This window comes from Pseudoalteromonas sp. P1-13-1a (assembly GCF_001401875.1).
Classification (GTDB): domain Bacteria; phylum Pseudomonadota; class Gammaproteobacteria; order Enterobacterales; family Alteromonadaceae; genus Pseudoalteromonas.
Genome location: NZ_LKDV01000017.1, coordinates 67,650 through 93,833, shown reverse-complemented (window position 1 = coordinate 93,833; position 26,184 = coordinate 67,650). Strand labels below are relative to the sequence as shown.

Annotated in this window: 22 protein-coding genes and 1 riboswitch; of the genes, 12 read left to right on the top strand and 10 right to left on the bottom strand. The window is 41.9% G+C overall.

The genetic code is table 11. From position 1 onward, the window contains the following. Positions 1-362 precede the first annotated feature (362 nt). From AN391_RS12145 to AN391_RS12135, 3 genes are all read right to left on the bottom strand, one after another. Complete coding sequence (locus AN391_RS12145) at positions 363-1,094, bottom strand: CBM9 family sugar-binding protein (RefSeq protein WP_055015643.1); 732 nt, start codon at positions 1,092-1,094, stop codon at positions 363-365. 63 nt (positions 1,095-1,157) lie between these two features. After that, on the bottom strand, positions 1,158-2,249 hold the full coding sequence (locus AN391_RS12140; protein WP_055015642.1) for an MBL fold metallo-hydrolase: 1,092 nt from the start codon (positions 2,247-2,249) through the stop codon (positions 1,158-1,160). Positions 2,250-2,375: 126 nt separating this feature from the next. Beyond that, positions 2,376-3,032 carry a DUF2959 domain-containing protein gene (locus AN391_RS12135; protein ID WP_055015641.1) on the bottom strand — a complete coding sequence of 219 codons (657 nt, stop codon included), beginning with the start codon at positions 3,030-3,032 and terminating at the stop codon, positions 2,376-2,378. 85 nt (positions 3,033-3,117) lie between these two features. Here AN391_RS12135 and AN391_RS12130 point away from each other — a divergent pair, with 85 nt between their 5' ends. Together AN391_RS12130 and dtd are read left to right on the top strand one after the other, a co-directional pair. Then, positions 3,118-4,020: a virulence factor BrkB family protein gene (locus AN391_RS12130; protein ID WP_055015640.1), complete on the top strand. Its 903-nt coding sequence runs from the start codon at positions 3,118-3,120 to the stop codon at positions 4,018-4,020. Beyond that, positions 4,021-4,458, top strand: coding sequence for a D-aminoacyl-tRNA deacylase (dtd, locus tag AN391_RS12125; RefSeq protein ID WP_055015639.1), 438 nt, complete (start codon positions 4,021-4,023; stop codon positions 4,456-4,458). Here dtd and AN391_RS12120 read toward each other — a convergent pair. Continuing rightward, positions 4,455-5,156, bottom strand: coding sequence for a spermidine synthase (locus AN391_RS12120; RefSeq protein ID WP_055015638.1), 702 nt, complete (start codon positions 5,154-5,156; stop codon positions 4,455-4,457). The genes dtd and AN391_RS12120 overlap by 4 nt on opposite strands. Positions 5,157-5,587: 431 nt before the next feature. Here AN391_RS12120 and AN391_RS12115 point away from each other — a divergent pair, with 431 nt between their 5' ends. Continuing rightward, positions 5,588-6,481, top strand: a complete 894-nt coding sequence (locus AN391_RS12115; RefSeq protein WP_024032005.1) for a bifunctional GNAT family N-acetyltransferase/hotdog fold thioesterase — start codon at positions 5,588-5,590, stop codon at positions 6,479-6,481. Positions 6,482-6,553: 72 nt separating this feature from the next. Here AN391_RS12115 and AN391_RS12110 read toward each other — a convergent pair whose 3' ends face one another. The 5 genes from AN391_RS12110 to dapA all read right to left on the bottom strand — a co-directional run bounded on the left by AN391_RS12110 (position 6,554) and on the right by dapA (position 11,769). Further along, the gene (locus AN391_RS12110) at positions 6,554-7,588 is read right to left on the bottom strand and encodes a phospholipase A (RefSeq protein ID WP_055015637.1); all 1,035 of its coding nucleotides are present in this window, start codon (positions 7,586-7,588) and stop codon (positions 6,554-6,556) included. A gap of 208 nt (positions 7,589-7,796) precedes the next feature. Then, entirely contained in the window at positions 7,797-8,918 is a 1,122-nt protein-coding gene (locus AN391_RS12105; RefSeq protein ID WP_055015636.1) for a succinylglutamate desuccinylase/aspartoacylase family protein, read from the bottom strand. Positions 8,919-8,923: 5 nt separating this feature from the next. Next, the gene (locus AN391_RS12100; protein ID WP_055015635.1) at positions 8,924-10,129 is read right to left on the bottom strand and encodes a PLP-dependent decarboxylase; all 1,206 of its coding nucleotides are present in this window, start codon (positions 10,127-10,129) and stop codon (positions 8,924-8,926) included. Beyond that, positions 10,129-10,869 (bottom strand): 2,3,4,5-tetrahydropyridine-2,6-dicarboxylate N-succinyltransferase, encoded by a 741-nt coding sequence (locus tag AN391_RS12095; protein ID WP_055015634.1) that lies wholly within the window; start codon positions 10,867-10,869, stop codon positions 10,129-10,131. Before AN391_RS12095 ends, AN391_RS12100 begins: the two co-directional genes overlap by 1 nt. A 15-nt stretch (positions 10,870-10,884) precedes the next feature. Then, complete coding sequence (gene dapA, locus AN391_RS12090; RefSeq protein ID WP_055015633.1) at positions 10,885-11,769, bottom strand: 4-hydroxy-tetrahydrodipicolinate synthase; 885 nt, start codon at positions 11,767-11,769, stop codon at positions 10,885-10,887. A gap of 128 nt (positions 11,770-11,897) precedes the next feature. Next, positions 11,898-12,094: riboswitch (Lysine riboswitch) on the bottom strand. A 194-nt stretch (positions 12,095-12,288) separates the two neighbouring features. On the opposite strand from dapA, the gene AN391_RS12085 reads away from it, so the two are divergent. The 6 genes from AN391_RS12085 to AN391_RS12060 all read left to right on the top strand — a co-directional run bounded on the left by AN391_RS12085 (position 12,289) and on the right by AN391_RS12060 (position 20,775). Beyond that, entirely contained in the window at positions 12,289-12,993 is a 705-nt protein-coding gene (locus tag AN391_RS12085) for a DNA-3-methyladenine glycosylase I (protein ID WP_055015632.1), read from the top strand. A gap of 2 nt (positions 12,994-12,995) precedes the next feature. Continuing rightward, the gene (locus AN391_RS12080) at positions 12,996-14,402 is read left to right on the top strand and encodes a YdiU family protein (protein WP_055015631.1); all 1,407 of its coding nucleotides are present in this window, start codon (positions 12,996-12,998) and stop codon (positions 14,400-14,402) included. A 333-nt stretch (positions 14,403-14,735) separates the two neighbouring features. Further along, a complete protein-coding gene (locus AN391_RS12075) occupies positions 14,736-15,794 on the top strand; it encodes an OmpA family protein (RefSeq protein WP_055015630.1) in 1,059 nt (352 codons plus the stop codon). 308 nt (positions 15,795-16,102) lie between these two features. After that, positions 16,103-18,700: a bifunctional aconitate hydratase 2/2-methylisocitrate dehydratase gene (gene acnB, locus AN391_RS12070; RefSeq protein ID WP_055015629.1), complete on the top strand. Its 2,598-nt coding sequence runs from the start codon at positions 16,103-16,105 to the stop codon at positions 18,698-18,700. 197 nt (positions 18,701-18,897) lie between these two features. Then, positions 18,898-19,530: a 2OG-Fe dioxygenase family protein gene (locus tag AN391_RS12065; protein WP_055015628.1), complete on the top strand. Its 633-nt coding sequence runs from the start codon at positions 18,898-18,900 to the stop codon at positions 19,528-19,530. A gap of 9 nt (positions 19,531-19,539) precedes the next feature. After that, positions 19,540-20,775, top strand: coding sequence for a cysteine desulfurase-like protein (locus AN391_RS12060; protein WP_055015627.1), 1,236 nt, complete (start codon positions 19,540-19,542; stop codon positions 20,773-20,775). A gap of 75 nt (positions 20,776-20,850) precedes the next feature. On the opposite strand, the gene AN391_RS12055 is transcribed toward AN391_RS12060, so the two are convergent. Beyond that, positions 20,851-21,555, bottom strand: coding sequence for a 2OG-Fe(II) oxygenase (locus tag AN391_RS12055; RefSeq protein WP_055015626.1), 705 nt, complete (start codon positions 21,553-21,555; stop codon positions 20,851-20,853). Positions 21,556-21,591: 36 nt separating this feature from the next. Here AN391_RS12055 and AN391_RS12050 point away from each other — a divergent pair, with 36 nt between their 5' ends. The 3 genes from AN391_RS12050 (at position 21,592) to AN391_RS12040 (ending at position 26,075) form a co-directional block, all read left to right on the top strand. Then, positions 21,592-21,981 carry a thioesterase family protein gene (locus AN391_RS12050; RefSeq protein WP_055015625.1) on the top strand — a complete coding sequence of 130 codons (390 nt, stop codon included), beginning with the start codon at positions 21,592-21,594 and terminating at the stop codon, positions 21,979-21,981. A gap of 188 nt (positions 21,982-22,169) precedes the next feature. Further along, positions 22,170-23,144, top strand: a complete 975-nt coding sequence (locus AN391_RS12045; RefSeq protein WP_235576486.1) for an aldose epimerase family protein — start codon at positions 22,170-22,172, stop codon at positions 23,142-23,144. 186 nt (positions 23,145-23,330) lie between these two features. After that, the gene (locus AN391_RS12040; RefSeq protein ID WP_055015623.1) at positions 23,331-26,075 is read left to right on the top strand and encodes a TonB-dependent receptor; all 2,745 of its coding nucleotides are present in this window, start codon (positions 23,331-23,333) and stop codon (positions 26,073-26,075) included. The last annotated feature ends 109 nt before the right edge of the window (positions 26,076-26,184 follow it).

Genomic DNA, 26,184 nt, shown 5'->3' with positions numbered 1-26,184 from the left:
TGTAATTGGTGCTAGGATATTTTTTCGTTGGGTTTCGCTGCGCTCGACCCAACCTACGTCTCAACTATTTATTAGTGGTTACTTTTTGGCGGTAGAATGCTTTTTCTAAATGCACCAGTATTTAGAGTCCGTTCTATAGTGAAACTGCCAAATGTATTTATCTCTAAAAGCGCAGCGCCTCTTAACCTCTTTGTGAATAATTCACTTAAAAATATTTGCACAAAGAGAAGGGAGTGAGCAGTAAAAGAGTCAGAGCTGAAACACTCGATAATGCAAAGTATCTGTAATTGATGCTAGGATATTTTTTCGTTGGGTTTCGCTGCGCTCAACCCAACCTACGTTTTCAATTATTTTGTTAGTGGTTACTTACTTTTTGGCAGCAGAGTAATTTTGCCAAATACGTCTGCATCTATAAAACCACGGTTTCTGTCGCCGTTTACTGGCTGTACTTCGTGAGAGCCCATAAAGTGCTCACGCACCTTGCTGCCATCGTTATCGCAATACGCGAGCATAAAACCAATGACGTGTTTTTCACTTAGCGTAATGGGTGTGTTTACAGCGCCTTCTTGGTAATCGTTAGGGTAGAGCCTTATAGCGACTTCCCAGGTGATGTTATAGGGCGCTTTGGTATTGCGCTTCCAGTTACTGATTAGGTGGTCGGTATACAAATGGGCCTTTTTATCGGGGCCGTAATCGGCAGCCTGATTATCAAGACCAATATGATAAGCCATTGCAGTATGGTTAAATTGGTGAATCCCACCCGAGGCATCGCTGTCGATAAAAATTTCCAGCGCATCGTCATCCCAATATTTTACGGTCGGGTCTGGGTGCGTATCAATAAGTACATCGTCAGTTATATCCGCTTGTAAATACAGGTAGTTTTTATCCCACAATAGGCGGTAACGGCCTTTAAAGTCGGCCTCTGATGTGGGCAAGGTGCCATCCATTAAATGAGGCATATCATGCCACGTTGCTTTATCCCATGCGCTTTCAGACACGCCATCAATAGTAATTGGGGTTGATGTGTGTGCTACATCAATGGCCATTACTGGGGCGCTTAATAAACAGCTTAAAGCTAATGCGTGTTTTTTCATTAATTTCTCAATGTTAATACGTATTTAGGTATAACAATCATCCTAAAACAGTTCAGCAATGAGTTACAGTGAAATACTTTCGCCTTCGTTTAAAATATATAAGGGTGTGGTTGAAGCCATTTTATTGTGCATATGTAGCAATCTTAACAATGCTGAATGGCTTGTCCGGTCGCCCATTTTCCAACTTGAGTTACCATAACCCCACGGTATCATTACTTTGCAGTTAAGATCTTGCGACGCGTTCAGTGCATCCTCTGGTGTGGTGTGTACATAACGATACCATTTAGGGTTCTCTTCACTGTAATACGAGGCTATGGGCAATAGGCATATATCTATATCACCATATTTTTGCTGAATGTCTTTAAAGTGCTTTGAATAACCGGTGTCGCCTGCAAAAAATAAGGTATTGCCGTTTTGCTCAAGCAACCAGCCATTCCATAGGTCTTTATCGTTATCTTCGTAAATAAAGGGCACCAATACGCGGCTACTAAAGTGGTGCGCTGGTAGGGCATGAATCGTTAAATCATCAAGCTGGGTTTTTGCATACCAGGCCATTTCGCTAATGTTATACCCACCAGTAGGGAAGTTGTCGGCCATACCTAATGGCGTTAAGTAGCGAGGTTTATTACCAAGCTCTTCTATATCGGCTTTATTAAAGTGATCGTAATGAATATGCGAGTACATCACTGCACTTAAGTTTTTAAGCTCGTTTTGTGTAAGCCAATCGCCGGGTTGCCTGTAAAACCCTGAGGCTAACCTAAAGGCTAAATCAACAGGTGAGTCGAACTGCTCTTTTACAGGGTCAAGTAGCACGTATTGTCCGTTAGGTGTGCGGATCATAAACCCAGCGTGTCCTAGCCAGCGCACGGTAAAGCCCGTATTTAAATTAATTGGCTTTTGCGCAGCAATAAATTGGCAATCTTCAGCGTTTTGTTTGCATTGTAATTTAGGGCTTGGTGGGTAGCAGTCGGTTTCGCAGGTGGTGGGGTAGGTTTTTTTGCCAGGGTAGAGGTTATAAAAGCGTCCTTTTCGCTCGCCTGTTTGATGCTGCGGGGTGAGCGTGTTTTCTCCTGCAATCACCTCAATGCGATTGGCGGTTTCGCAAGCGCTAAGTAATCCACAAATAAATACAAGGCTGGTGGTTTTTAGTTTCATTGTTGTTTTCTATTATTATTTTTATAAAAGTATAGCAACATCGGTGAATTGAAGAATGCTTCAAAGGTAACAAAACGTAACAAAAAAGCCTGCATTATGCAGGCTTTGTCAGGCAAATTTAAACACTTAGCCTGCGTTATTCATTTGTTCTATAAACTCGTTTGAATCAGCAATTGATTTATTCATGTCGTTCATCAGCACTTGAATATCACGTTTTAAATTAGTGAACTCGCCTTTAATGGCGGCAACCGCTTGTGCGTTTAAGTTATGCTTTAAGTACAGTACGTTATCTTGTAAAGAGGATAGCACAGGCTCCATTTTGCTCTCTGCACTGCGCATAGAACGCAGTAACTGGCTAAATTGGCGTTGTGTAGCCGCTAGCTTTTTACTGCTTTCGCGTTTAAGCGACGCGCTTTTGTATTGCTCAAGCTCATCGCTCCATTCGTCAAATAAAGCTTCTGCTACATCTTCAACTTTATTAATATTGCTCGACACTTCATTAGCGGCTGCTAAGCTCGACTCATAATCGTCGTTAAGTTGATTGTAGGCATCTTGTAACTCGCCGCCATCAAAATTAATTAAAGTTGTTAGGCGCTCAAGTGCTGATTGAAATTCTTCTTGCGACTCTTCTTGTGAATCTTTGGTTTCTTCTACGCGGTCAATAAGAATGTCGCGCTTATGTACACCTACTTTTTCCATTGCAGAATAATAGGCCGACTGACAGCCCGATAAAGTAAGCGTAATGGCCAGTACCGAGACGCTAAGTAATGTTTGTTTTTTCATTTGGATCCCTATTTACCAGTAAGTGCTGTAAATTATGGTGCTGATTGTTATGATAATCAAAATTAGATTAGCACAAGTCAATTGTATGAATGATAAGCTCTCCCTTTATAAACAGCAAGCTATCTCCTTTTTAAGGCAACAGCCAGGCTGGTGGATGCAGTACGTTAACCGTTGTATAGACGATCAAATTACAGTTAATGCAGGGTACCTTGCCTATGTTACTTTGCTTTCTTTAGTACCGTTAATTGCGGTAGGCGTGGCAATATTTTCGGCCTTTCCGGGATTTGAGTCCACTCGCATAGCCATAGAAAGCTTTTTGTTTACCAATTTTGTACCTACTTCATCTGATGTTATTAAAGAGCACATTAGCTCCTTTGCTGGCAATGCTAACCAAATGACCGCTGTGGGTATTGGCTTTCTAGCGGCGATTGCGCTACTGCTTATACGTAATGTTGATGCTACGCTGAATCGCATTTGGCGAATTAAGAAAAAGCGCCCCATGATGATCTCTTTTGCTGTTTACTGGATGGTATTAAGCTTAGGCCCGGTACTATTAGGGGCAAGTATTGGTGTTACGTCGTACATTGTATCGTTAGTGTCGTTTGCCGATCAGGGCATTCCTGGATTTAGTGGTTTTTTGTTAAAATTGGTACCTTATGGCTTTTCAATGGTTGGCTTTTTAATGCTATACACCTTAGTGCCAAATACACCTGTATCTATTAGAGCTGCGTTACCTGGGGCGCTTTTTGCCGCTGTATTATTTGAGCTGACTAAAAAGGGATTTGCGCTTTATATAAGTCACTTCCCTTCTTACGAAGTTATTTACGGCGCCGTAGCCACTATTCCTATTTTATTTGTGTGGGTGTATTTGTCGTGGGTGGTGGTGTTATTAGGGGCCGAATTTACCGCCTGTATTAGCCCTAACCATGTACCACAAACACCAGAAATTGATATAGATGATGAGCTAAAAACCGAGGAAACTAATTAAATGCAAGGGTTAATACAGCGTGTAAAACACGCAAAAGTAGAAGTTGATAACCAAGTTATCGGTCAAATAGAGCAAGGTATATTATTGTTACTCGGTGTTGAAAAACCAGATGATGAGCAAACCGCAGATAAGCTATTGCACAAGGTTAGTAACTACCGAATATTTAACGATGAAAACGACAAAATGAATTTAAGCCTAAAAGACATAGGTGGTGAGTTACTCGTGGTGTCGCAATTTACGTTAGCGGCGGATACTAAAAAAGGTATGCGTCCAAGCTTTTCATCAGCAGCCACACCTAGCCAAGCTAACGCGCTTTACGAGTACTTTGTAAAGCAAGCTAAAGCGCAGGGAGTTCGCGTTGCAACGGGAGAGTTTGGTGCCGATATGCAAGTGAGCTTGTGTAACGATGGGCCTGTTACGTTTAACTTATCGGTTTAATTACCAGCTTTAGTAACAATAATAATATGATTCACAAAGCCCGCAATTTTATTCGGGCTTACTTTTACGCCAAACACATTAAATAGTAATTGCTGTAACTGAATTAACTGCGACTCATGTTGCGACAAAAAGTTTATAAATAGCGTGCCACCTGCGTTTAGCGCATCGTATATTTTTTGATAAAAAGCGCGTTCAAACAAAAATCGTGGTGCATCTATTTGGCTAAATAAATCAAGAATAATCCAGTCATAGTTATGTGCTTTGCTAAGTACATTTTGCGCGTCATCACACTGCACGTCACTTTGGCTTTTAAGAGCGAAAAAATCTGTATAGCAGGCAATTATATCTGCATTTTTTTCAACTGATGTTACGTGTGCCTGCGGGTAAGTGTATTGTAAGTAATTACGTATAGCGCCACCGCCAAGGCCAAGTTCTAACACATGATTTGGTGGTGCTAAGGTTTGCCACTGCTTAGCTAAATAGGTTAAATGTGGAAATAGTAAGCGCTGTGGATTGTTAAGCGCTATCACCGATTGCAATGTATCGTTAATTAGCAGCCAGCGAAGCTGCCCGGATTGGCGAACCTGTATGTGATCGCCTGCATATTTATGCCAGTAAACTAGTTGCCCAATATCTTGGCTGTGGCTAATAAAGTGGCTACTCACTACACCCGTTGAAGGGTTTATAAAATCGCTCATAACATTAAGGGCCTGTTGACCTTTCAGGATTAAAGTTTGTTCAATCTAGGGGCGATTTAATCGCGGCGCGAGATTTGTAACCTAGTGGGCTAGGTAACTGCTCCTGCGTTACTCTACTGGCTTACACCCATGTAGGCAACAAAGAGTAAATTTCCCCTAGGCAGAACTCTTCGCTCAGTGCATGTTCAATCTCTAAAGGCCCAGCATAAACTAGTTGATGCGATGGGTAAAACAGTTATTTTTTCGCTTGCTTACCAAAGTCGTATTGGCAGTGTTTAAAAGATGGAGTATGGTATTTGCCATAATAATTCCAACCAACTTAATCTTTAATTTTCTAATGTAAAAACCAATGTGCAGGTTAAAGAGTTATTCAGTTGGATTACATGCCGTAGCCTTTATTTTTTATTTACGGCAAAACAACAGGAGTATATATGTTTCAAGTAACTACACCGCAGAGCAGCGAAGACTGGCAAGCGTACTATCAATTACGTTGGGAAGTACTACGTGCGCCTTGGAATGAGCCTCGTGGCTCTGAACAAGATGATATGGAACAAGACTCAGAGCATCGCTTTATAAAAAATAACAACGGTGATGTGCTTGGTGTGGCCCGTTTACACTTTAACAACCATGAGCAAGCGCAAGTACGTTACATGGCCGTAGCCGAAGGTAACCGTAACCAGCATATTGGTAGCCGTTTATTACACGAGCTTGAAAAAATAGCATGGACCCAAAACGCAGGCGAATTAGTGTTATTTGCTCGCGAGCGTGCGCTTGAGTTTTATAAGCGCCACGGCTATGAGCTAAAAGAAAAAGCCCATTTAGCGTATGGCGATGTTCAACATTTCAAAATGATTAAGCAAAAGCCTAGTGAGCCGGGTTGGTTTCGCCACCCTGATTGGACGCAAGTACTGCAAAATATTTGGCGTGAATCAATCCCAATTAGTGATGCAATGGGTATAAAAGTAGAAAGCTACACAGATTGGCAGTTTACAACGCGTGCAGATTTAGACGCTAACTTAAACTTACACAACACTATGTTTGCAGGCTCTATATACAGCTTAGCAACCTTAACAGGTTGGGGCGCAACGTACTTAGCGCTTAAAGAGGCAGGGCTTGAGGGTAATATTGTATTAGCCGATGCCACTATAAAATACTTAAAACCACTTAATACCGACCCACGCGGTTGTGTTGATGTGCAAACCTGTAAAGGTAAGCTAAGTGAGCTGGAAACAACAGGCAAAGCAAGCTACGTAGTACCTGTTACTATATTTGATGGCAGCGATGTTGTTGCAGAGTTTGAAGGGGTGTTTGCCGTTAAAAAATAACGAGTAACGCTTTAATAAAAATGCCAAGCACTTTATAAAAGGGCTTGGCTTTTTTTATGGTGTATTAATAAATTAAAGTAAATCGGTAAGTAATATACCCACGCCAACACGCTCAATATCGGCGTTGTAATCAATCAGGCTTTCGCCGTAACCGTTAAAGTACTGGGCGTAACCACGTAAACGACCCCAAAGCGGGAATGACCAATCTAACTGAATTGCACCACGGTTATCTGAATTTAAATTATTACGTGTCATAAAGCTAAACTCATGATCATGATAGCGGTAGGCACCGCTAAATTCAAAGTAACCCATGTATTTGTAAATATCAGGATTGTCGTCGCCATCGGCTTCTAATATATTGTCTTTTTCATCCTCGGCAATGCGATACCAAGGTTTGAAACTAAATACAAAGCCTTCGTTTTCCCAAATGAAATTGGCATAAACTCGGTTCCATGAACGAGAGTTTGGCTGGCTGCGGCCATTAGATTGGTGCGAAATACCCAGCGCTATGGCCATTTCGTCGCCCCAAAGTACGTTTTCTTGGTCTAGGTAATTTACCCAGAAAATTTCTGGCTCATAGTTGGTTTCACGAAACGGAGAAGAAATCTCTGAGTTATAAATCTGCCAGTATGATTGTAGAGTAAAACCAAAGTAGATGGCTTGGTCGTCATCTGAAAAGTCATCATATAATGGAACCTTTATAGAAAGCTGGTATTTAGCCTCTAGGTTATCAAGTGGCTCGCCATCTTGCTCATCGGTTAGTTCGTCAAAGCCATCAAACGGGCGATCGTTAGGGTGCGATACATACGACAAAGGTAAAATGTAATTACGTTTATGTGGTGTAATTACATTTCGGTTTTTTTTACTTACTTCTTCGCGCGCTTTACGTTTATCCAGCGCAGTAAGTTGCTTTTCTTCTTCAAGTGATGAGCATTTTTCACGAAGTTCATCGAGCGTTTGTTTTCCATCACCGCCAATTACCTCATTTAAAATACACTGTTTAACCAATTCAATATCGTTATCTTGTTCGTTTTCTTGTACCTCTTCTTGGGCAAAAGAGGGTGTGCTAAGTAAAGCCGTAACTACTATCCAATAACGCCAGCTCATTGTTTTTCCTTTGAGAGTAGGGGAGATTTATAAATTATAACGTGTTTTTACATATGTAACGGTGAACTTTCACTGAATTTACACTTAATTAGTTACTTTACGTTTACAGTGTTATCACAGATCAAAAAAAGCGGCATATAGCCGCTTATAGTGTAAGTTAGTTAACTTACTCTCACGCAATGAGAAGGGGGAGTTATAGCGCGATGCGTTATAACTCAAATACGTTAGTAAAAAACTTATAAAGCTCTGTGCCTTGGTTTACGCTTGCCGAGGCAAAATGCAAGATAGCGACAGCATCGCAATCAAGGCTTAGCGTTTGTAATGGTTGCTCACTCAAGTAGCGCTCCATTCGTAATACATGTGCAATGGGCTCACCTGCTTTAATATGCCCACCTAGAGGGGCTACATATTCAACCATGCCGCCAATAGGGGCATAATAAGCAAAGTAGTCATCTAAATGGCACGCATAACGGGTCATCTGCTTAGGTTGATGCGCTGCATCTACCAATACATTTTTATGGTTCAAATAGCTTAAAATGCTGTTTGCATCGTTGAGTGCTTCTTGTAAATCTATTTTTTCTTGGCTACCAAGTTCTACTGTAAAGGCTTCAACCTGTACATTGAAGTCCCTATCTTGCGCACTCAGTGCATCACTTAGGTGCCACCAGGGGCAAAAACTGGCTTCATCCATTGCACCATCAAAGTCGCTTGGAATAAGCAGCACATGTTCAATATTAAAATAGCGGGCACTGTCGGTTGCATAGGTTGGACAGTACAGGTGCTTACTTGAAATAGGCCCCGTGTGTAAATCAAGGACTATGTCGGCTTGGTGCGCAAGTTTTTGTAGGTTAAGCGCAATGCGTTTACCGGTATTAAGTAAATAAGCTGGGCCGTTGAGTTTGGTGTCTATTTCATCAACCAAAGCCTGTTTAAAATGATTTTTTAAAGCTGCATCGTCGTAGTGGCTATGATCTTTGGCAAACTGAGTCACTAAATCACTATTGTAGTGATACATGCGGTTCCAGTTAGTGCCAGTAATTGGGTCGAATCGCCCAAGGGTAAACTCCCCTGATTTTTGATTACAACCAATAGGATTAGCGTAAGGCACTAAGGTAATGTCGCCTTTTAAATTGAGTTGTTTTAATTGCTCTAACAGCTGAAAAATAACCGCGTTACCTTGTACCTCGGCGCCGTGCATATTTGCTTGAATATACACGCTTGGCCCGCTGCCATCACCTTTTAAGCGATACACAGGAATGGTGAGCGGTAAGCCGTTTGCCACTTCTCCAACTACTATGTTTTCTTGGCTGATGGGGGTTGTTATGCTCATATTTATTACCTTAAGTAGTGGCTAGCATCTTCAGCTTGGCGTACACACGTGAGCTCGCCACTTTGTAACACGTATTCTGCAGCTAGCTCATGGCATAAAAAATAGGGCATGCTTTCGGTAAAACCATAGGCGCCACATTGGCTAAACACCAGCCAGTCTTGCTCGTTTAAATCGCTTGGTAGGGTATGCTCGCCCAAGCAATCAAGTGCAGTACATAATGGGCCATATAAGCTCATTGCTTGTTCGGGCGCCGTTGATTCGCGTAGTAGCGCTGCAGGAAAGTCTTGGCTTGTAACTGCTGGGCGTAATAAGTGGTTAATACCACCGGTTAAAATAACTTGCTGTTGCCCGTAGTTTTGTTTGCACTCAACAACGGGGTTAGCGTAATGACCGCATTCGCCTACAGCATAGCGGCCAAGCTCCATCCAAAGCTCGTCTACACCTGCGCCTTTTTTAATTTTTGCCAGTGCGGTGATTAATTCATCCCACTCAAGTGTTGCATCGTTTGGTGTGTAAGGAATACCTAAACCGCCGCCTAAGTCTAAAATTTTCAGGTTTACATTTAGGTTACTGGCAAGGTCTGTAAGCGGTGCAATCATTTGCGACCACAGCTCGCTTAGCTTTTGCGTGCTAAGCATATTGCCCCACTGGAAAATATGCAGGCCATCAAAGCTTAGGGCTGGGTAATCGCCAGTATTGAGTGCTTGCCATTCATCGCAGCCAAGCCCAAACGGAGTTAGGCTGTCACCCCCTAGTGGATTTTTTTCACCTTCAGGCCAGCGTAGTTGCACACGCAATAAAACTTGCAGCTGCGTATTTTGCAGCTGCGCTTGTTGGTTTAACCAATGTACTTGATTGAGGCTTTCGGCAACAAATATACGTACGCCGCGCTCAATAAAGTGTTTAATTTGTTTAGGGCTCTTTGCAGGCCCTGTGTTGAGCACGCGCTGCGAACTAATACCTTGTGCAAGGACTTGTTCAAGCTCACCTTTACTTGCTACGTCAAAGTTAAATCCGGCGTTGTCTAGGCATTGAATAACCTTAGAGAGCGGGTTCGCTTTTACTGCATACCAAAGCTTTACATCGGTTTGCGCAACTAAACGCGCAAGGTGTGCGTTTAGTTTATCTAAGTCGTAAACGAAAAAAGGGGTATCAAGTTGCTGTGTAAGCGTATTAACAGCGTTTTTGATTGGCGTGCTCAAAAAGCTCATTATCGTAAAACCTCTTCTAGCAATAATGATGCATCGCTTTGCTCGTCGCGGTATTTAACAATTAACGCACACGACATGCTTAGGCCTTGCTCACGAGCCCATTCGTTAGACGCTGGGCGAGAGCCTGGTATTACAATTGCGTATTCTGGAATTGGCTCGCCTTTTTCAAGCTGGCGCTCGTTTACGCAGTCGTATACTGGAATGGTTGCTGATAAGCGCACACCTGGTGCAAGTACCGCGCCTTTTTTAACCACTACACCTTCTACTATCACGCAGCCTGCGCCAATAAACGCATCGTCTTCAACCACGACTGGGCTAGCACCGATTGGCTCTAACACACCACCAAGTTGAACAGCTGCACTTAAATGTACATTTTTACCCACTTGTGCACACGAGCCCACTAATGCGTGGCTATCAACCATAGTGCCTTCGTCGATGTATGCGCCAATATTTACGTACGCTGGTGGCATAATAATCGTGCCTTTAGCTACGTATGCACCACGGCGAACACTGGTGCCACCTGGTACCATACGCACGCCATCTTCAGTGCTAAATTCTTGTGGTGCAAGGTTATGCTTATCTACAAAGCCACCTGCAAACTCAGTGTTAGTGCCATTTTTAAAGGCTTCTAAAATGCCTTGTTTTACTTTTACGTTAGCTTCCCATTGACCGCTTTCGTTTTGTGATGCTGCGCGTACTGCGCCCGATTCTAAATTATTTAGTAGTTCTAACCAGCTCATTATAAAAACCTGTGTTTAATGCCAAGATAAAATGGTGTCGTTTGCAGTGGTAATGCAATCGGTTTGCGTTAACTCAAGATGCGTTAAAGGTGGACGCAACAGTGGGCTATTTAAACGCCCTTGCTGGTGCATTAGCACTTTAACGGGAATAGGGTTTGCTACAGCAAATAGGCTATTGATAGCCCGGGTCCACTGAGCAAATAAATTGGGGTGTTGACCGCTTAGGCTGCGCCTTACAAACTCGTGTGTTTGCAAGGGCCATGCATTGGCCGCAACCGAAACCAAGCCTTTTGCACCTGCTTGGGCAAAGTAGGGCATAAGTGCATCGTCGCCACTGTATAGCGCTAAATTAGGCGCGGCTTGACGGTATGCTTCAAATTGGGTGATGTTGCCACTGGCTTCTTTTAACGCCCACAAGTTTGGGTGCGCTTTTAAGTTTTCAATGGTTTCGATAGGAATGCTTACACCGCTGCGCCCAGGTACGTTGTACAACATACACGGATGCGCGCTTTCGCTTAATAAGCTTTCGTACCAATGTGTTTGACCTACAGCACCTGGTTTAGCATAAAGCGGCGAGCCTAGTAAGTAACTGTGAATAGGTAGCTGATTACAATAGCTAACCCATTCTTTTTGTTGGGCTAAATTGCTACCGCCTACAGCAACCATAAGCGGTACACTGGGCTTTAATTGGCACACGTGCTCAACAATGCCTTGCTGCTCTTTAAGCGTAAGGGCTAAGCCTTCACCTGTACTACCAAGCAGTAAAATACCGTTTTGTGCCGCTTCTTGTTCGCTAACAAGTGTTGTGAGCGTGTCGTAGTCAACATTACCTTGTTGATCAAACGGCGTAACAAGCGCTGTCCACAGTGCGTAGTCGTCTAAATTGAAGTTGTGAATCATCTCTTACGAACCTATAAGGTGTTCGAGATATTAAGGAGGCTGTATGATGTGAGCCGCATTAACGTCGTTCGAACAGTATTCGAAGAGCGAATGGGCTTAAAATAATAGGGCGCACGGCCTTATTATTTAAGACCAGAAGCTCTCCACCAAACTAATAAGCTGCTTTAAAACAGCTATTGGTGACAGTCGCTAGGATTCAACCTAGTCGCCCGAAGTAATTGCCTCGCAAAAGCGTTTACCTCTCGGCGGTATTCCCCTCACATATGCTCACTGGAGTTTGCGCTCCTAACATACGCTACCTGAATAACGCACCTCTTCTAGCCCTTTGTATTTTGTTTAACCGCAAAAGGTTTAACAAAATACAATTTAAATAGGGTAATTGCGGCGATTAAAACATTTTAGCCGTCTAGGTGTCAAGTTGCAGGATACAGATTAGTTCATCGAAAATGTGGGTGGTTACGTATTGGCTGCTTTTCTCGTAAACTAACCCTATGAGCAGTGATGAGGTATTTAATAAGTATGGAAAAATTTAGCGATATTTATAAGCGAGCTGTAGAGCGAAAAGGCTCTGAAAAAATGCTTAAGTTATTAATCGCAAAACCCTTATCTAAAAAAGCATTAAGCGCATTAAGTGACGACGATTGGCTTGAAGAATTTACCCGAAAAGTATTTCAAAGCGGGTTTTACTGGTCGGTAATAAACAGTAAATGGCCGGGTTTTAGAGAGGTTTTTTGGCAGTTTAGTGTTGATAAATTACTTATGATGCCGCCCGATATGCTTGAGCAAAAAGCAACGGATGAGCGCATTATTCGTAATTATAAAAAGGTAAAAACAATTCCTGAAAATGCCTACATGATCCACGAAATAGCTCAGCAACATGGCAGTTTTAGCAAGTTTGTAGCTAACTGGCCAAACGATGACATTATTGGTTTATGGGCATATTTAAAAAAACACGGCGCACGTTTGGGTGGAAATACTGGCCCGTATGCCTTAAGAGCGCTTGGTAAAGATACTTTTTTACTTTCGCGAGATGTAGAAAGCTACCTAAGAGCGCACAAAATTATCGATGGCGGCCTGCAAACTAAAAAATCCCTCACTGCCGCACAGGCGTTTTTTAACGAGATGCAAAAGCAAAGTGGTTTGAGCCTGCAAGAACTTAGCTTAATTGTGGCTTACAGCGTGGGCGACAATCGCGTAGGCATAAGCCAACAAACAGAGGATTAACCATGAAACTAGTGCCAAGATACGCAGACATAGCAGATAACTTCGCAATAGAGGACAGTCCATCAAGCGTTGCAGCCGCGCAATTGCTTTTATGGAATGAAGCGTTAGCACAGCAGTTTAATATAGATGTTGAGCCTGCGCTGCGCGCTAGTACTTTTGCTGGTAACGAGCCACAACCGGTAAGTGCTGTAGCGCTTGGCTATTCTGGGCACCAGTTTGGGCACTTTTCGCCGCGCTTGGGTGATGGGCGAGCGCACTTACTGGGTGCTATCAGCGATGATAAAAGTCAGCTGTGGGATATTCAGCTAAAAGGCTCAGGGGCCACTCCTTTTTCAAGAGGAGGCGATGGACGATGTGCACTAGGTCCCGCTATTCGTGAGTATATTATGAGCGAAGCTATGCATGGGTTAGGAATTAAAACTACGCGGTGTTTGGCTGTTGTTGGCACAGGCGAAGCCGTTTATCGTAATCCACCGCAGCCAGGCGCAATTGTGACTCGCTTAGCAAGTAGTCATATTCGCGTTGGCTCGTTTCAGTATTTAGCAACCCAAGGTGATGTAGAGGGATTAAAAAAACTAGCTGATCTAGCCATTGAACGCCATTACCCAAGTATTCAATCAACAGGTGCACAGCGTTATTTAGACTTTTTAGCAGCCGTTATAAATAGTCAGCTAGCGCTGGTTATTAGCTGGATGCGAGTGGGGTTTATTCATGGCGTTATGAACACTGACAACACACTTGTAAGCGGCGAAACTATCGACTACGGCCCGTGCGCAATGATGAATACCTTTGATTTTGATACCGTGTTTAGCTCAATTGATAAGCAAGGTCGCTATGCCTATGGTAATCAGCCAAATATTGTAAGTTGGAACTGCGCGCGTTTAGCCGAGAGCCTAATACCGCTGATAGATGAAGATGACGAACAAGCTGTAAGTTTAATGACGCCGCTAATTAATCAGTTTTCTACGTTATTTAACGAGCAATATAATCAAATGTGGGCACAAAAATTAGGCTTAGCAGGTTATCACGAAGACGATGTGGAGCTTCTAAGTAAGTTATTATTGTTATTCCAAGAGCATAAGCTCGATTATACCAATACCTTTGATGCCCTTACCGAGTCACTAAATGGTGGCAAAGTGCCAGATGAATTAACGCAATGGGCCCAGTTATGGCAAAAAAGGTGTGATGAAAACAGCTACAACCTAATGAGAGCGGCCAACCCAAGGGTTATTCCACGTAATCACATCGTCGAAGAAATCCTTGCACAATATAATCAATACGGCGAGAGCGATCTGCTAAGCGACTTCTTAACGGTGATGAGTAAGCCCTACGATAAAACAGCTAATTTAGTCCGCTTTCAAGAGACAGGTAAAGATGACAAGAGCTATCAAACTTTTTGCGGTACTTAAGTATTGTAATTAATTGTAAGTTACTGATTATAAATAGTCATTTTTAAATTATTCGGTGTCCAATGATTGAGCAGTTATATACTCGGTGGTATTGTTCGCCTTCATAAAAGTAACTATTTGTAAATTACCTTAATTTATTTATTGTCGATTAGGTAAAAATTTTCACTTAACCTACAATTGATGGTTGTAGTGCCTGTAGATCGTTGAAAAAATTTATAATCTTTATTTTTCGTTAAGTATCGATTAACAAAAGCTCAGGTAGTGTGTACAAAACTGGTTGAGCTAGCATTGATTAGCTACAATTTTCTAAGTTGTTAAAATGGGAAGAAAACAATGAAATTAAAATCACTTACAATTGCAATTGCGTTAGCTGCAACTAGCGCATCTACATTCGCTGCCGATAAAGAAGAAGGCCTTTACCTTGGCGTTTTCGGTGACTACTATGATGCGTCATGGAAAAACATGCGCGCACAAACTGGCCTTGACGTAAACGAGTCAACTGGTTGGGGTGTAGAAGCAGGTTACCGTTTCAGCGATTACTGGAGCGCACGCCTTGAGTATGCAGATATGGACTTTAACGCGTTCGATAAAGCTGCGGGCAATCGTAATAATATCGACGGCGAGCGTTACGGTATTGATGCACTTTACCACCTTGACGGCGGTCCTTTCTACGGTCTATTCGGTATTAAAGAAATGGACGTAGTAGATGACAACACATTCTTAAACGCAGGTGTTGGTTACCAACACTTTATTACTGATGGCTTTTTCGTAAACGCTGAAACTGCGGTATACCAAGGTCTTGATAAAGGTTACACAGATGTAGGCGCTAAAATTGGTATTAACTACTTATTTGGCCAAAACTCTATGCCTGCACAGCCGGTAGAACCAGCACCTACAGCAGTAGTAGAAGTACCTGTAGAACCTAAAGACAGCGATAACGATAACATCTTAGACAAAGATGATAAGTGTCCTAATACGCCAATGACAGACGCTGTTGATGGCGATGGCTGTACTTTATACGAAGACCGTGAAGTAACAACTAGCTTATTAGTTACTTTCCCACATGATTCTGCACAAGTTGGTCAACGTTACTTTGACGACATCGCATCAGTATCTGAGTTCTTAAAAGAGCACGAAGATACAACTGTACTACTTGAAGGTCATGCTTCAGCGGTAGGTAATGCAAACTACAACAAGATCCTTTCTAAAAAGCGTGCTGAAGATGTAGCACAAGAGCTAATTAAAGATGGTATTGCTGAAGATCGTATTACAACTGTTGGTCTAGGTGAAGAACGTCTTAAAAATACAGCTAACACGAAAGAAGCTCACGCTGAAAACCGTCGTGTAGAAGCACATGTAAAATCTATTGAACGTGTAAAAGTTAAGCGTTAATAGTTACTTACTTTATTTTAAAAACCCAGCCTAGTGCTGGGTTTTTTTATGCCTTTAAAACAGCAAATGCAATATTAACCAGATTAAACAAGAATGATTATTACTTAACAAACATTCACGAAAATAGAATTTGCGCTCACCACTATTCATAATATTTATAGTCGGTATAATCAGTTGCTTAGCTGGATGGATTTTCATCTATACATAAAAGCTTTATAATCCCGCGTTAGAATACTATAAGTATTGGGTTACTTTTTTTGCGCATGAGGCGCTACCGAATACTTTCACGTCACCAAGAGGGCAATATTGTGCTACAAGAATATCGTAAACACGTAGAAGAACGTGCCGCGTTAGGTATCGTACCAGCGCCATTAGATGCTCAGCAAACGGCTGATCTTATTGAACTAATTAAAAACCCACCAGCGGGCGAAGAAGAGTTCATCTTAGATTTACTCGTCAACCGTGTACCACCAGGTGTTGATGATGCAGCATACATCAAAGCAGGCTTTTTAGCGGCAGTTGCTAAAGGCGAAGCACAATCTCCATTAGTATCTAAAGATAAAGCAGCAGAATTATTAGGTACAATGCTAGGTGGTTACAACATCGCCCCAATGATTGAGCTACTTGATGACGAAACACTTGCGCCTATCGCTGTAAAAGGTCTATCAAACACATTATTAATGTTTGATGCATTTTACGACGTAGAAGAAAAAGCAAAAGCAGGTAATGAGCACGCTAAAAAGATTATCCAATCTTGGGCAGATGCAGAGTGGTTTACTAACAAGCCAGCCGTTGCTGAAAAAATCTCTGTTACAGTATTTAAAGTAACGGGTGAAACAAATACAGATGATTTATCACCTGCACCAGATGCATGGTCACGTCCAGATATTCCGCTTCATGCTTTAGCTATGCTGAAAAATGAGCGCGACGGTATTAACCCTGAAAAACCAGGTGAAGTTGGTCCAATTTCACAGTTAGAAGAGTTAAAAGCGAAAGGTTTACCGCTTGCATACGTAGGTGACGTTGTAGGTACGGGTTCTTCTCGTAAATCGGCAACCAACTCTGTGCTTTGGTTTATGGGCGATGACATCCCATACGTACCTAATAAGCGCGTGGGTGGTGTATGTTTAGGTAACAAAATTGCGCCTATCTTCTTCAACACAATGGAAGATTCGGGTGCGTTACCAATTGAGTTAAATGTTGATGAGTTCAACATGGGTGATCAAATTGATATTTACCCATACGAAGGTGTAGTTAAGCGTCACGGTACTGATGACGTTATCTCTACTTTTGAACTTAAATCAGACGTTATTTTAGATGAAGTACGTGCCGGCGGCCGTATTCCTCTAATCATTGGTCGCGGTCTAACAGACAAAGCACGTACATCTTTAGGTTTAGGTGCGACTGACGTATTTAAAGTACCAGCAGTAACAGAAGTGTCTGATAAAGGCTTTACACTAGCACAAAAAATGGTTGGTAAAGCATGTAACGTAGCAGGTATTCGCCCTGGCCAATACTGTGAGCCAAAAATGACCACTGTAGGTTCGCAAGATACTACAGGTCCTATGACACGTGATGAGCTTAAAGACTTAGCATGTTTAGGTTTCTCTGCAGATTTAACAATGCAGTCATTCTGTCATACCTCTGCTTACCCTAAACCAATTGACGTAAACACTCACCATACGCTTCCTGATTTCATCATGAACCGTGGCGGTGTTTCACTTCGCCCTGGCGACGGTGTAATTCACTCTTGGTTAAACCGTATGTTATTACCAGATACTGTAGGTACCGGTGGTGACTCACATACACGTTTCCCATTAGGTATTTCGTTCCCAGCGGGTTCAGGCGCAGTAGCGTTCGCAGCAGCAACAGGTGTTATGCCACTTGACATGCCTGAGTCTATTTTGGTTCGCTTTAAAGGTGAAATGCAGCCAGGTATCACTTTACGTGACCTAGTACACGCAATCCCTTACTACGGTATTAAGCAAGGCTTATTAACAGTAGAGAAAAAAGGTAAAATCAACGAATTCTCTGGTCGCGTACTAGAAATTGAAGGTGTTGAGCACTTAACTGTTGAGCAAGCGTTTGAATTATCAGATGCATCAGCAGAGCGTTCAGCTGCAGGTTGTACTGTTAAGCTTTCTAAAGAGTCTATCAGCGAATACCTTGAGTCTAACATTGTTATGCTTAAGTGGATGATCTCTGAAGGTTACGGCGATGTACGTACAATCGAACGTCGTATTAATGCAATGCAAGAATGGTTAGCAAACCCAGAACTTATGGAAGCTGACGCTGATGCAGAGTACAAGCACGTTGTAGAAATCGATCTAGCAGAAATTAAAGAGCCAATCCTATGTGCTCCAAACGACCCTGATGATGCGCGTTTACTTTCTGATGTTACTGGCGAGAAAATCGACGAAGTATTCATCGGTTCTTGTATGACTAACATTGGTCACTTCCGTGCTGCGGGTAAATTACTAGATGGCTTTACTGGTCGTATCCCAACTCAGCTTTGGGTAGCTCCACCAACGAAGATGGATAAAGACCAACTCACTGACGAAGGTTACTACGGTATCTTTGGTCGTGTTGGTGCGCGTATCGAAACGCCAGGGTGTTCACTGTGTATGGGTAACCAAGCACGTGTTGCTGATAAAGCAACGGTTGTTTCTACCTCAACACGTAACTTCCCTAACCGTCTAGGTACAGGCGCAAATGTATTCTTAGCATCAGCCGAACTTGCTGCTGTTGCGGCAATCTTAGGTAAATTACCTACACCTGCTGAGTACCAAGAATACGCAGAGAAAATCAATGCAACGGCTGCAGATACATACCGTTACTTGAACTTCCACCGTATGCCTCAGTACACTAAAAAAGCAGACAACGTAATTATTCAGCAAGCTGTATAATTTAAATCTGTTTTAAAAAACCCGCTTAGGCGGGTTTTTTATTGGTTAAAATAAAATTGAATATTTCATGCTGTAATGAGTTTTAATTGAATTAAATATAACCATTACCCACTTTTTATATAAATAATAAAGCAAACATTCCTTTCTATATGCATTAAAATCTCTTTTAATATTCTCATTATTTTAAGCGAGATTTTATGACTGCATTAAACAACCAGAATTTACTGCAACTACGTTTTATTAACCAAGCAAATATTGATTTGGTTAAGCCTTCTTTTGATAACCTACCTGCGAATCCATATGCAGATGGTGAATTTCGTAAGCGTCGTTACTCGGTAATTAAATTTCAAAATGGTGAGCTAAAACTACAAGCTGCCAAAGCATTTGTTCAAGACGATTCTATCAATACCTTTCAGGGTAATGTTGAGCGTACTTATGAAAACTTAGAGCAAAGCTTACTTGAGTCAGAAGGTATGAAAAGCATTGTAAGTGAGTTTTGTGAGCTTACCGGCATTGATGAAGGCCGTGATATTGAAATACATCAATTTAGAATGCTTGCTATTGATAGCGATACGCCAGCGGCACCTGAAGGTGTGCATCAAGATGGCTTTGACCATGTTTGTGTGTGTGGTGTTTCTCACGAAAACTTAGAAGGCGGTGAGCTGTTAGTATACGAACACAAGCAAGCCGAACCGTGTTTTAAAATGGAAATTAAAGACGGCATGTTTGCACTAATAAACGACCGTCAAGTTTGGCACAATGCAACGCCAATGAACAAAGTAGATGCAAGCAAGCCAGGTTACCTGGATTGTTTTGTACTTACCTCTTAAGGAGTGCTCATGAACATAGCGCAATTACGTGAGCAGTTTCCTGCATTAATACAAACTGTTGATGGTAAATCGCCAATATTTTTAGATGGTCCAGGTGGCTCTCAAGTACCTCAGTCTGTTCTAAATGCAATGACTGCTTATTTAGGGCATTACAACTCAAACTTAGGCGGTGCGTTTTTTTCAAGTGATAAAACCGTTGAGTTAATGGCCAATGCGCGCCAAGCAGCGGCCGACTTACTGAATGCGCCAAGTGCACAAAATATAGTGTTTGGCCCTAACATGACCAGCCTTACCTTTAGCTTTAGTCGCGCTATTTCACGCGATTGGCAAGCCGGTGATGAGATTATTGTGACTAACGCTGATCACTTCTCAAATGTATCGTCTTGGCAGCAAGCAGCGCAAGATAAAGGCGTTAAAGTTCAAACAGCTTTAATTAACGAGACTGATTGCAGCTTAGATATGGCGCAGTTTGCAAGCTTATTAAACAGCAATACTAAACTGGTTGCGGTAACTTACGCTTCAAATACCACAGGTTCTATTAACGATATAAAACGTATTATAGAGCTTGCTCATGCTGTAGGCGCATTAGTGTACGTTGATGCCGTGCATTATGCACCGCATGAGCTTGTTGACGTGCAGGCCCTAGGTTGCGACTTCTTGGCCTGTTCAGCGTATAAGTTTTTTGGCCCTCACTTAGGTATGGTGTACGGTAAAACACAGCATCTTGAAGGTTTTACGCCTTACAAAGTAGAACCAGCTAAAGATGTAGCACCAGGCAGATGGGAAACAGGCACGCAAAGCTTTGAAGCGTTAGCTGGTTTTATTGCCGCTGTTGATTACATTGCTGCAATTAGCGAACTTGACGACAGCCACACACGCCGTGAAAAGTTAACTGCGGCGTTTGCTAAAACAAAGCAGCACGAAATGGCGCTGAGTGAGTACTTTTTAACGCGTTTAGTAAATTACCCGCGTATTAAGCTATTTGGCATTGATGACCTTGAGCGCTTAAACGAACGTACGCCTACATTTGCTTTAACCTTTGAAGGGTTAGAGCCGCGTGAGGTGTCTGAGTTTTTAGGCAAACAGCATATTTGTGTGTGGGATGGTAACTTTTATGCACAAGGCTTATGTCAGCAATTAGGCGTGCTTGATAAAGGCGGTGTAGTGCGCATTGGTTGTATGCATTATAACACTACCGAAGAGCTAGATAAGTTATTTGATTTATTTGATGAGTTATTGGGCTAAAGCCTTATCCAGCAAGTATTTTAAAAGCCATAAGTAAAAACCTTATGGCTTTTTTATTGGTTGATCACTTAGGAGCTAGCTCTTAGGTGTACCGTATATGTACTCTGCACGATTAAATAGCACCCATGACGTTAATATATATTTATCGTTCGAAACCGGCTTATTACCTCGATGGGTGTGCGTAAAGTAGCCAGGGGCAATGACCATAGTGCCTTTTTTAGGCGCAATTTTACGTTTTTGATAATAAAACTCTGTTTCGCCACCTTCCTCTACATCGTTTAAATAAAACATAAATAATAATACACGGTGCAGCGCTTCATTATGTTGTAGCTGTGGATACACTTCACTATGCCAGTAAGGGTAGCCGCCTTTATTTATTTCGTACTTTTGCGCCTGAATGTTCCCAAGTCTAAATATTTGCTGTACCAGAACAGAGAGTTGGGGTTTGCCCACTTCGTCAAAGTTATCCTGTGTTAAATCCACCACATCCCCCGTTTTTGGGTGGTAAACTTTTAAGCCAAATGCGCCAATTAACATAAAAAAGTGGGCTTCTACATAGTTAAAAACATGCTGTGCAGTGGTTTGCTGAATATGCTTTAATTGTTGTGCGTATTCTGGGTAAGCGTTTAGTTGTAGGTCGTGGCTGTCTTTCTTTTTTAAGTCCACACCACCAGAAGTTACACCTTGTTTTACATGCGGGCTGTTAGAAAATGTGGTAATAAAATTATCGCAAAAATCATCGCTTAACGCGTTATCAATAACGTGGATAAAGTCCGTCATGATTTACCTTTTTATTTAGTTATTATTTGGATTTTTATGTTTATTGAAAAAGTGATGCCGCGCTTTAGCGAAACAGATGCACTCGGACATATTAACAATACCGTACTACCAGTATGGTTTGAAGCCGCACGTGTCCCTATTTTTAAATTTTTTACTCCCGATCTAAACCCACACGACTGGAAACTGATCATCGCTAAAATAGAAGCATCGTTTGTAGGGGAGTTATTTTATGGTCACGAAGTCACTGTCAAAACCTCTGTAGAGCATATAGGAAATAGCTCTTTTACCATTAAGCAAGAGGCGTGGCAGCAAGGTAAATGCTGTGTTGTGGGTAAAACGGTATTAGTGCGTTATAACTTTAAAAACAAAGCTAAGCAAAATTTAAGTGAGGCAGAAGTCGCAGCACTTAACGAGCACCTAATTTAACTAGGTGTATGTACTCCACGCAACGAGGAGCGGTTATGTAAACCACAAGCGACAGCTGTAAATTTTTATAGCTGTTTTTTTAACGTAATTTGATTGAGTTACGCTCCTTACTTATATACTATTTATATTATATATTGTTGCACCGCTATAACAGGTACTGTTGAGCAGGTAGTTTATGGAGAATGAATGTGGCATCTACAACTGGCAATAAACCGTTAGAGGTGATAACGCTTCGCGATGGTAAAAGCTTAACTGCAGAAATATTGCCATTTGGCGCTATTATCAAAAGCATAAAGTTTAATAACCAAGAGATGACGCTCGCAGTGAGCGACCCACAGTATTATTTAGAAAACCCATTTTATTTAGGTGCAACAGTCGGGCGCTACGCAAATCGTATTGAAAACGCACATTTTGTATTATCAGGCACAGAGTACCAACTTAAAGCAAATAATGGCCCAAATAGCTTACATGGCGGCGAAAAAGGCTTTAATAAAGTACTGTGGCAAGTCACTAAACAAAACAGTAATGAAGTGGAGCTTTATTATTGCTCGGCAGATGGTGAAGAAGGCTTTCCTGGTCAATTACACGTTTGGCAAACCATAACCGCTTGTAACGGTGAGCTTATACTTTCTTATAAAGCCAAAACCGATAAAGAAACCCTCGTTAACTTTACCAACCATTGCTATTTTAATCTTGAAGGCAGCGAGAGCATTAACGATCACCTGCTGCAAATAAATACCGCAACCTATTTACCTATCGATAGTAACAGTATACCGCTTGCCCATCATGAAGATGGTTCGGGCAGTTGTTTTGATTTTACCAACCCTAAGCGCATTGGCGATGCACTGTGTGCACACCATGCGCAACTTAATGCCGGCAGTGGCTTTGATCATTGCTATATTTTTAGTGATGACAGTCGCTTAAAAACTATGGCTATATTAACCTCGCCACACACGGGTGTTAATTTAACCCTTAAAAGTACCCAACCTGGTATGCAGCTTTATACAGCAAATTTTGTAGGCTCCCCGTTTAAAGCCCGCCAGGCCGTATGCTTAGAGGCACAAAACTGGCCTAATGCAGCAAACAGAAGCGATTTCCCAAAAGCTAATTTATTGCCGGATGAAGAATATTCTCAGCAAATAATTTTTTCATTTACACAATAACGTACTAATTCCACTGTTAAATTAAAGAAAATAAAAAGAAAAATACACGTAACAAAAAGATAGCCATAATTAAGGAAAAGGTTGCACTTTTGCTCAATTTAAAGTATTTATATTATAAATAGTATTTGAAGCTATACACACCGCACAACAACAAAATGACTACACACAATCAGGAGTTTTTAAAAAATGATAATTAACAATAAGTTATCGTTCAACAAGAAAACCGCACTCAGTATTGCTATTACAGGCATATTGGCAAGCGGTAACGTTGCAGCTCAAGGCGCTGAAGGCGACACACCGACAGTAGATAAAGATGTTGAGGTTATCGCAGTAACGGGTATTCGCAGCAGCTTACGTTCATCAATGTTAGATAAAAAAGCATCTAATGTTGTAACCGATGGGATTAAAGCAGAAGATCTTGGTAAATTTCCTGATTTAAACGTCGCAGAGTCTTTGCAACGTATCACAGGTGTAGCCATTGACCGTAGTGGTGGTGAAGGGCAAGCAGTAACCATTCGTGGTTTTGGTCCACAATTTAATACGGTCCTTGTAAATGGTCGTCAAATTGCAACAGACAGCGCGGGTCGTGAATTTAACTTTGATGTATTAGCAGCAGATCAAATCACCGGTGCAGATATTTATAAAAGTAACAGTGCAACGCTTCAAGAAGGTGGCATTGGGGGGACGGTTAACGTAACCACAGCCCGTCCATTCGATTTTGGTGGCTTACACGTAATTGGTTCAGTAAAAGGTATGTACGAAAGCCTTTCTGAAGAAGTATCTCCATCGGCTTCATTTTTAGTAAGTAATACGTTTAACGACGACAAGCTTGGTGTGCTTTTTGCCATCACTAACCAACAACGTAAGCTGCAAAACAACCAAATTTTAACGGCGGGTTGGCGTGGTGGACAAACAATTTCAAACCCACAAGATGGCGTGTTATACGACAATGCATACATCCCACGTAACTGGGACCAAGTTGTAGATGAGCAAGACCGCGAACGTACCAATGCAAGCTTAGTATTACAATATGCACCGTCTGATGATATTACTATTACCGTAGATGGTTTAATTTCAAAATTTGAAGTGGACTCATCAGTGCGCGATTTAGCGTCTTGGTTTGAACCAGACCGCGTCGGTAGCGCAACAATCGACCCAGAAACGGGCACCTTACTTACCTTTACGCAAGAAGTAGGTTTAGGTAACGCCAGTGGCAACCCAGCAACCGACTTTGTATCGCACACACGTAACTCGCGTGATGTAACTAACAAAGCGTTTGGCGTTAACGTTGACTGGCAAGTAAACGAGTCATTAAAAGCAAAATTTGACGTGTCTCGCTCAACAGCTGAAAACGACCGTGCAGGTAACGACCGCTTTAACGTAGTGGGTATTATTAACAGCTACAGCTTTGATGGCACCGGTAGCGTTCCTACCGTACAGCATGATGGCTTTGAAAATGGCTCGCTGCCAGATGCAAGCCTTGCGCGTCTTCACTACAACGAAATTGGTAACCAGTTTACTGATGAAGATGAAATTACCGAAATTAAAGCCGATTTTGAGTACGTACCAGATAAAGGCCCAGTTGATCGCATTAACTTTGGTGCATATCGTCAAGAACGTGAAAAATCAAGCTTCCAAATTTTTGGTAGCCAATGTCAATTTTGTGGTTACGGCACTGAAGCACCACTTGATGAAATTGATTTTGAAGCGTATTCAGCAAGTAACTACTTCCCAGGTTTGATCGATACATTTTATAGCTACGACGGCGACAAAATGCTTGATTACCTAGCTGATCAGGGTTTCCCTGTTGAGCCAACACTACAAAATAACCGTTACACAATTAACGAAGATATCACTAGCCTTTACATGGACTTTACCATTGGTTTTGACCTAGCTGATATGCCAGTAACAGTTAACATGGGTGCACGTTACTCAGAAACAGATATTGAAGTAGCTGCTGTACAAAGTTTTATCAGTGATGTTATTCCTACCTCTGATGCCACTTTATTCCAAAATGTATTTGGCCCGGCAACAGACATTAAAGAAGGGACAAGTTACTCAAACTTACTTCCGTCGTTTAACGTTAAGCTTGAACTGCAAGACAACATGATTTTACGCTTTGCAGCGTACGACAGTATTACTCGTCCTACTATGTCACAGTTATCACCTGCGACCACGTTTAACGAGCCTCGTCGTCAAAACTTAACAGCAAGTGGTGGTAACCCAGCTCTTAAGCCGTTCCAGTCTGAAAACTGGGATATCTCTTATGAGTGGTATTACAACGACGCTAACTTATTTAGCTTTGCCGTATTTAGTAAAGAAGTGGATGACTTTATTGTTACCCTAACCGGCGACGAAACATACGACATGACTGACCGTACAGGCCCTGATTTTGCGTGTACAACCTGTACTGACCAAACCGATGCCGAGCTTAACGGTAGCTCAGAAGTTTACACTGTGAGCCGCCCACAAAATGGTGAGTCTGCAACGGTAACGGGTTACGAAATCGGTGTAACTCATATGTTTGAAAACGGCTTTGGTTTTATTGCTAATGCCACAGTAGTAGATAGCGACATTAGTGTTGGCTCTGATACTTCACAAACATTTGCCCTTGAAGGCTTAGGTGATTCGCAAAACTTAGTATTGTTTTACGAGCAAGATAATTGGCAGGCACGTGTTGCATTTAACAACCGTGAAGGCTTTTTACGCTTAGTTGATAACGGCTTTAACGGCGAACCAGTGAACGTAGAAACGTACGGTCAATGGGATATTAGTGCAAGCTACGACATCAACGAAAACTTCACTATTTTTGCCGAAGGCATCAACATTACTGAAGAAGAGCTAGTGCAAACGGGCCGTTTTGCTAATCAAATCTACTCTGTAGAAGATAATGGCTCACGTTACGCGTTTGGTATTCGCGGTACGTTTTAATTGATAGCAGAGGCAGCGATTGCCTCTTAGTTTTCATTGCAGTGCATAATAAGTACTGTTACTAATAAAGTTAGTAGCTAATTTGCACAAAATGAGACTAATTTAAACA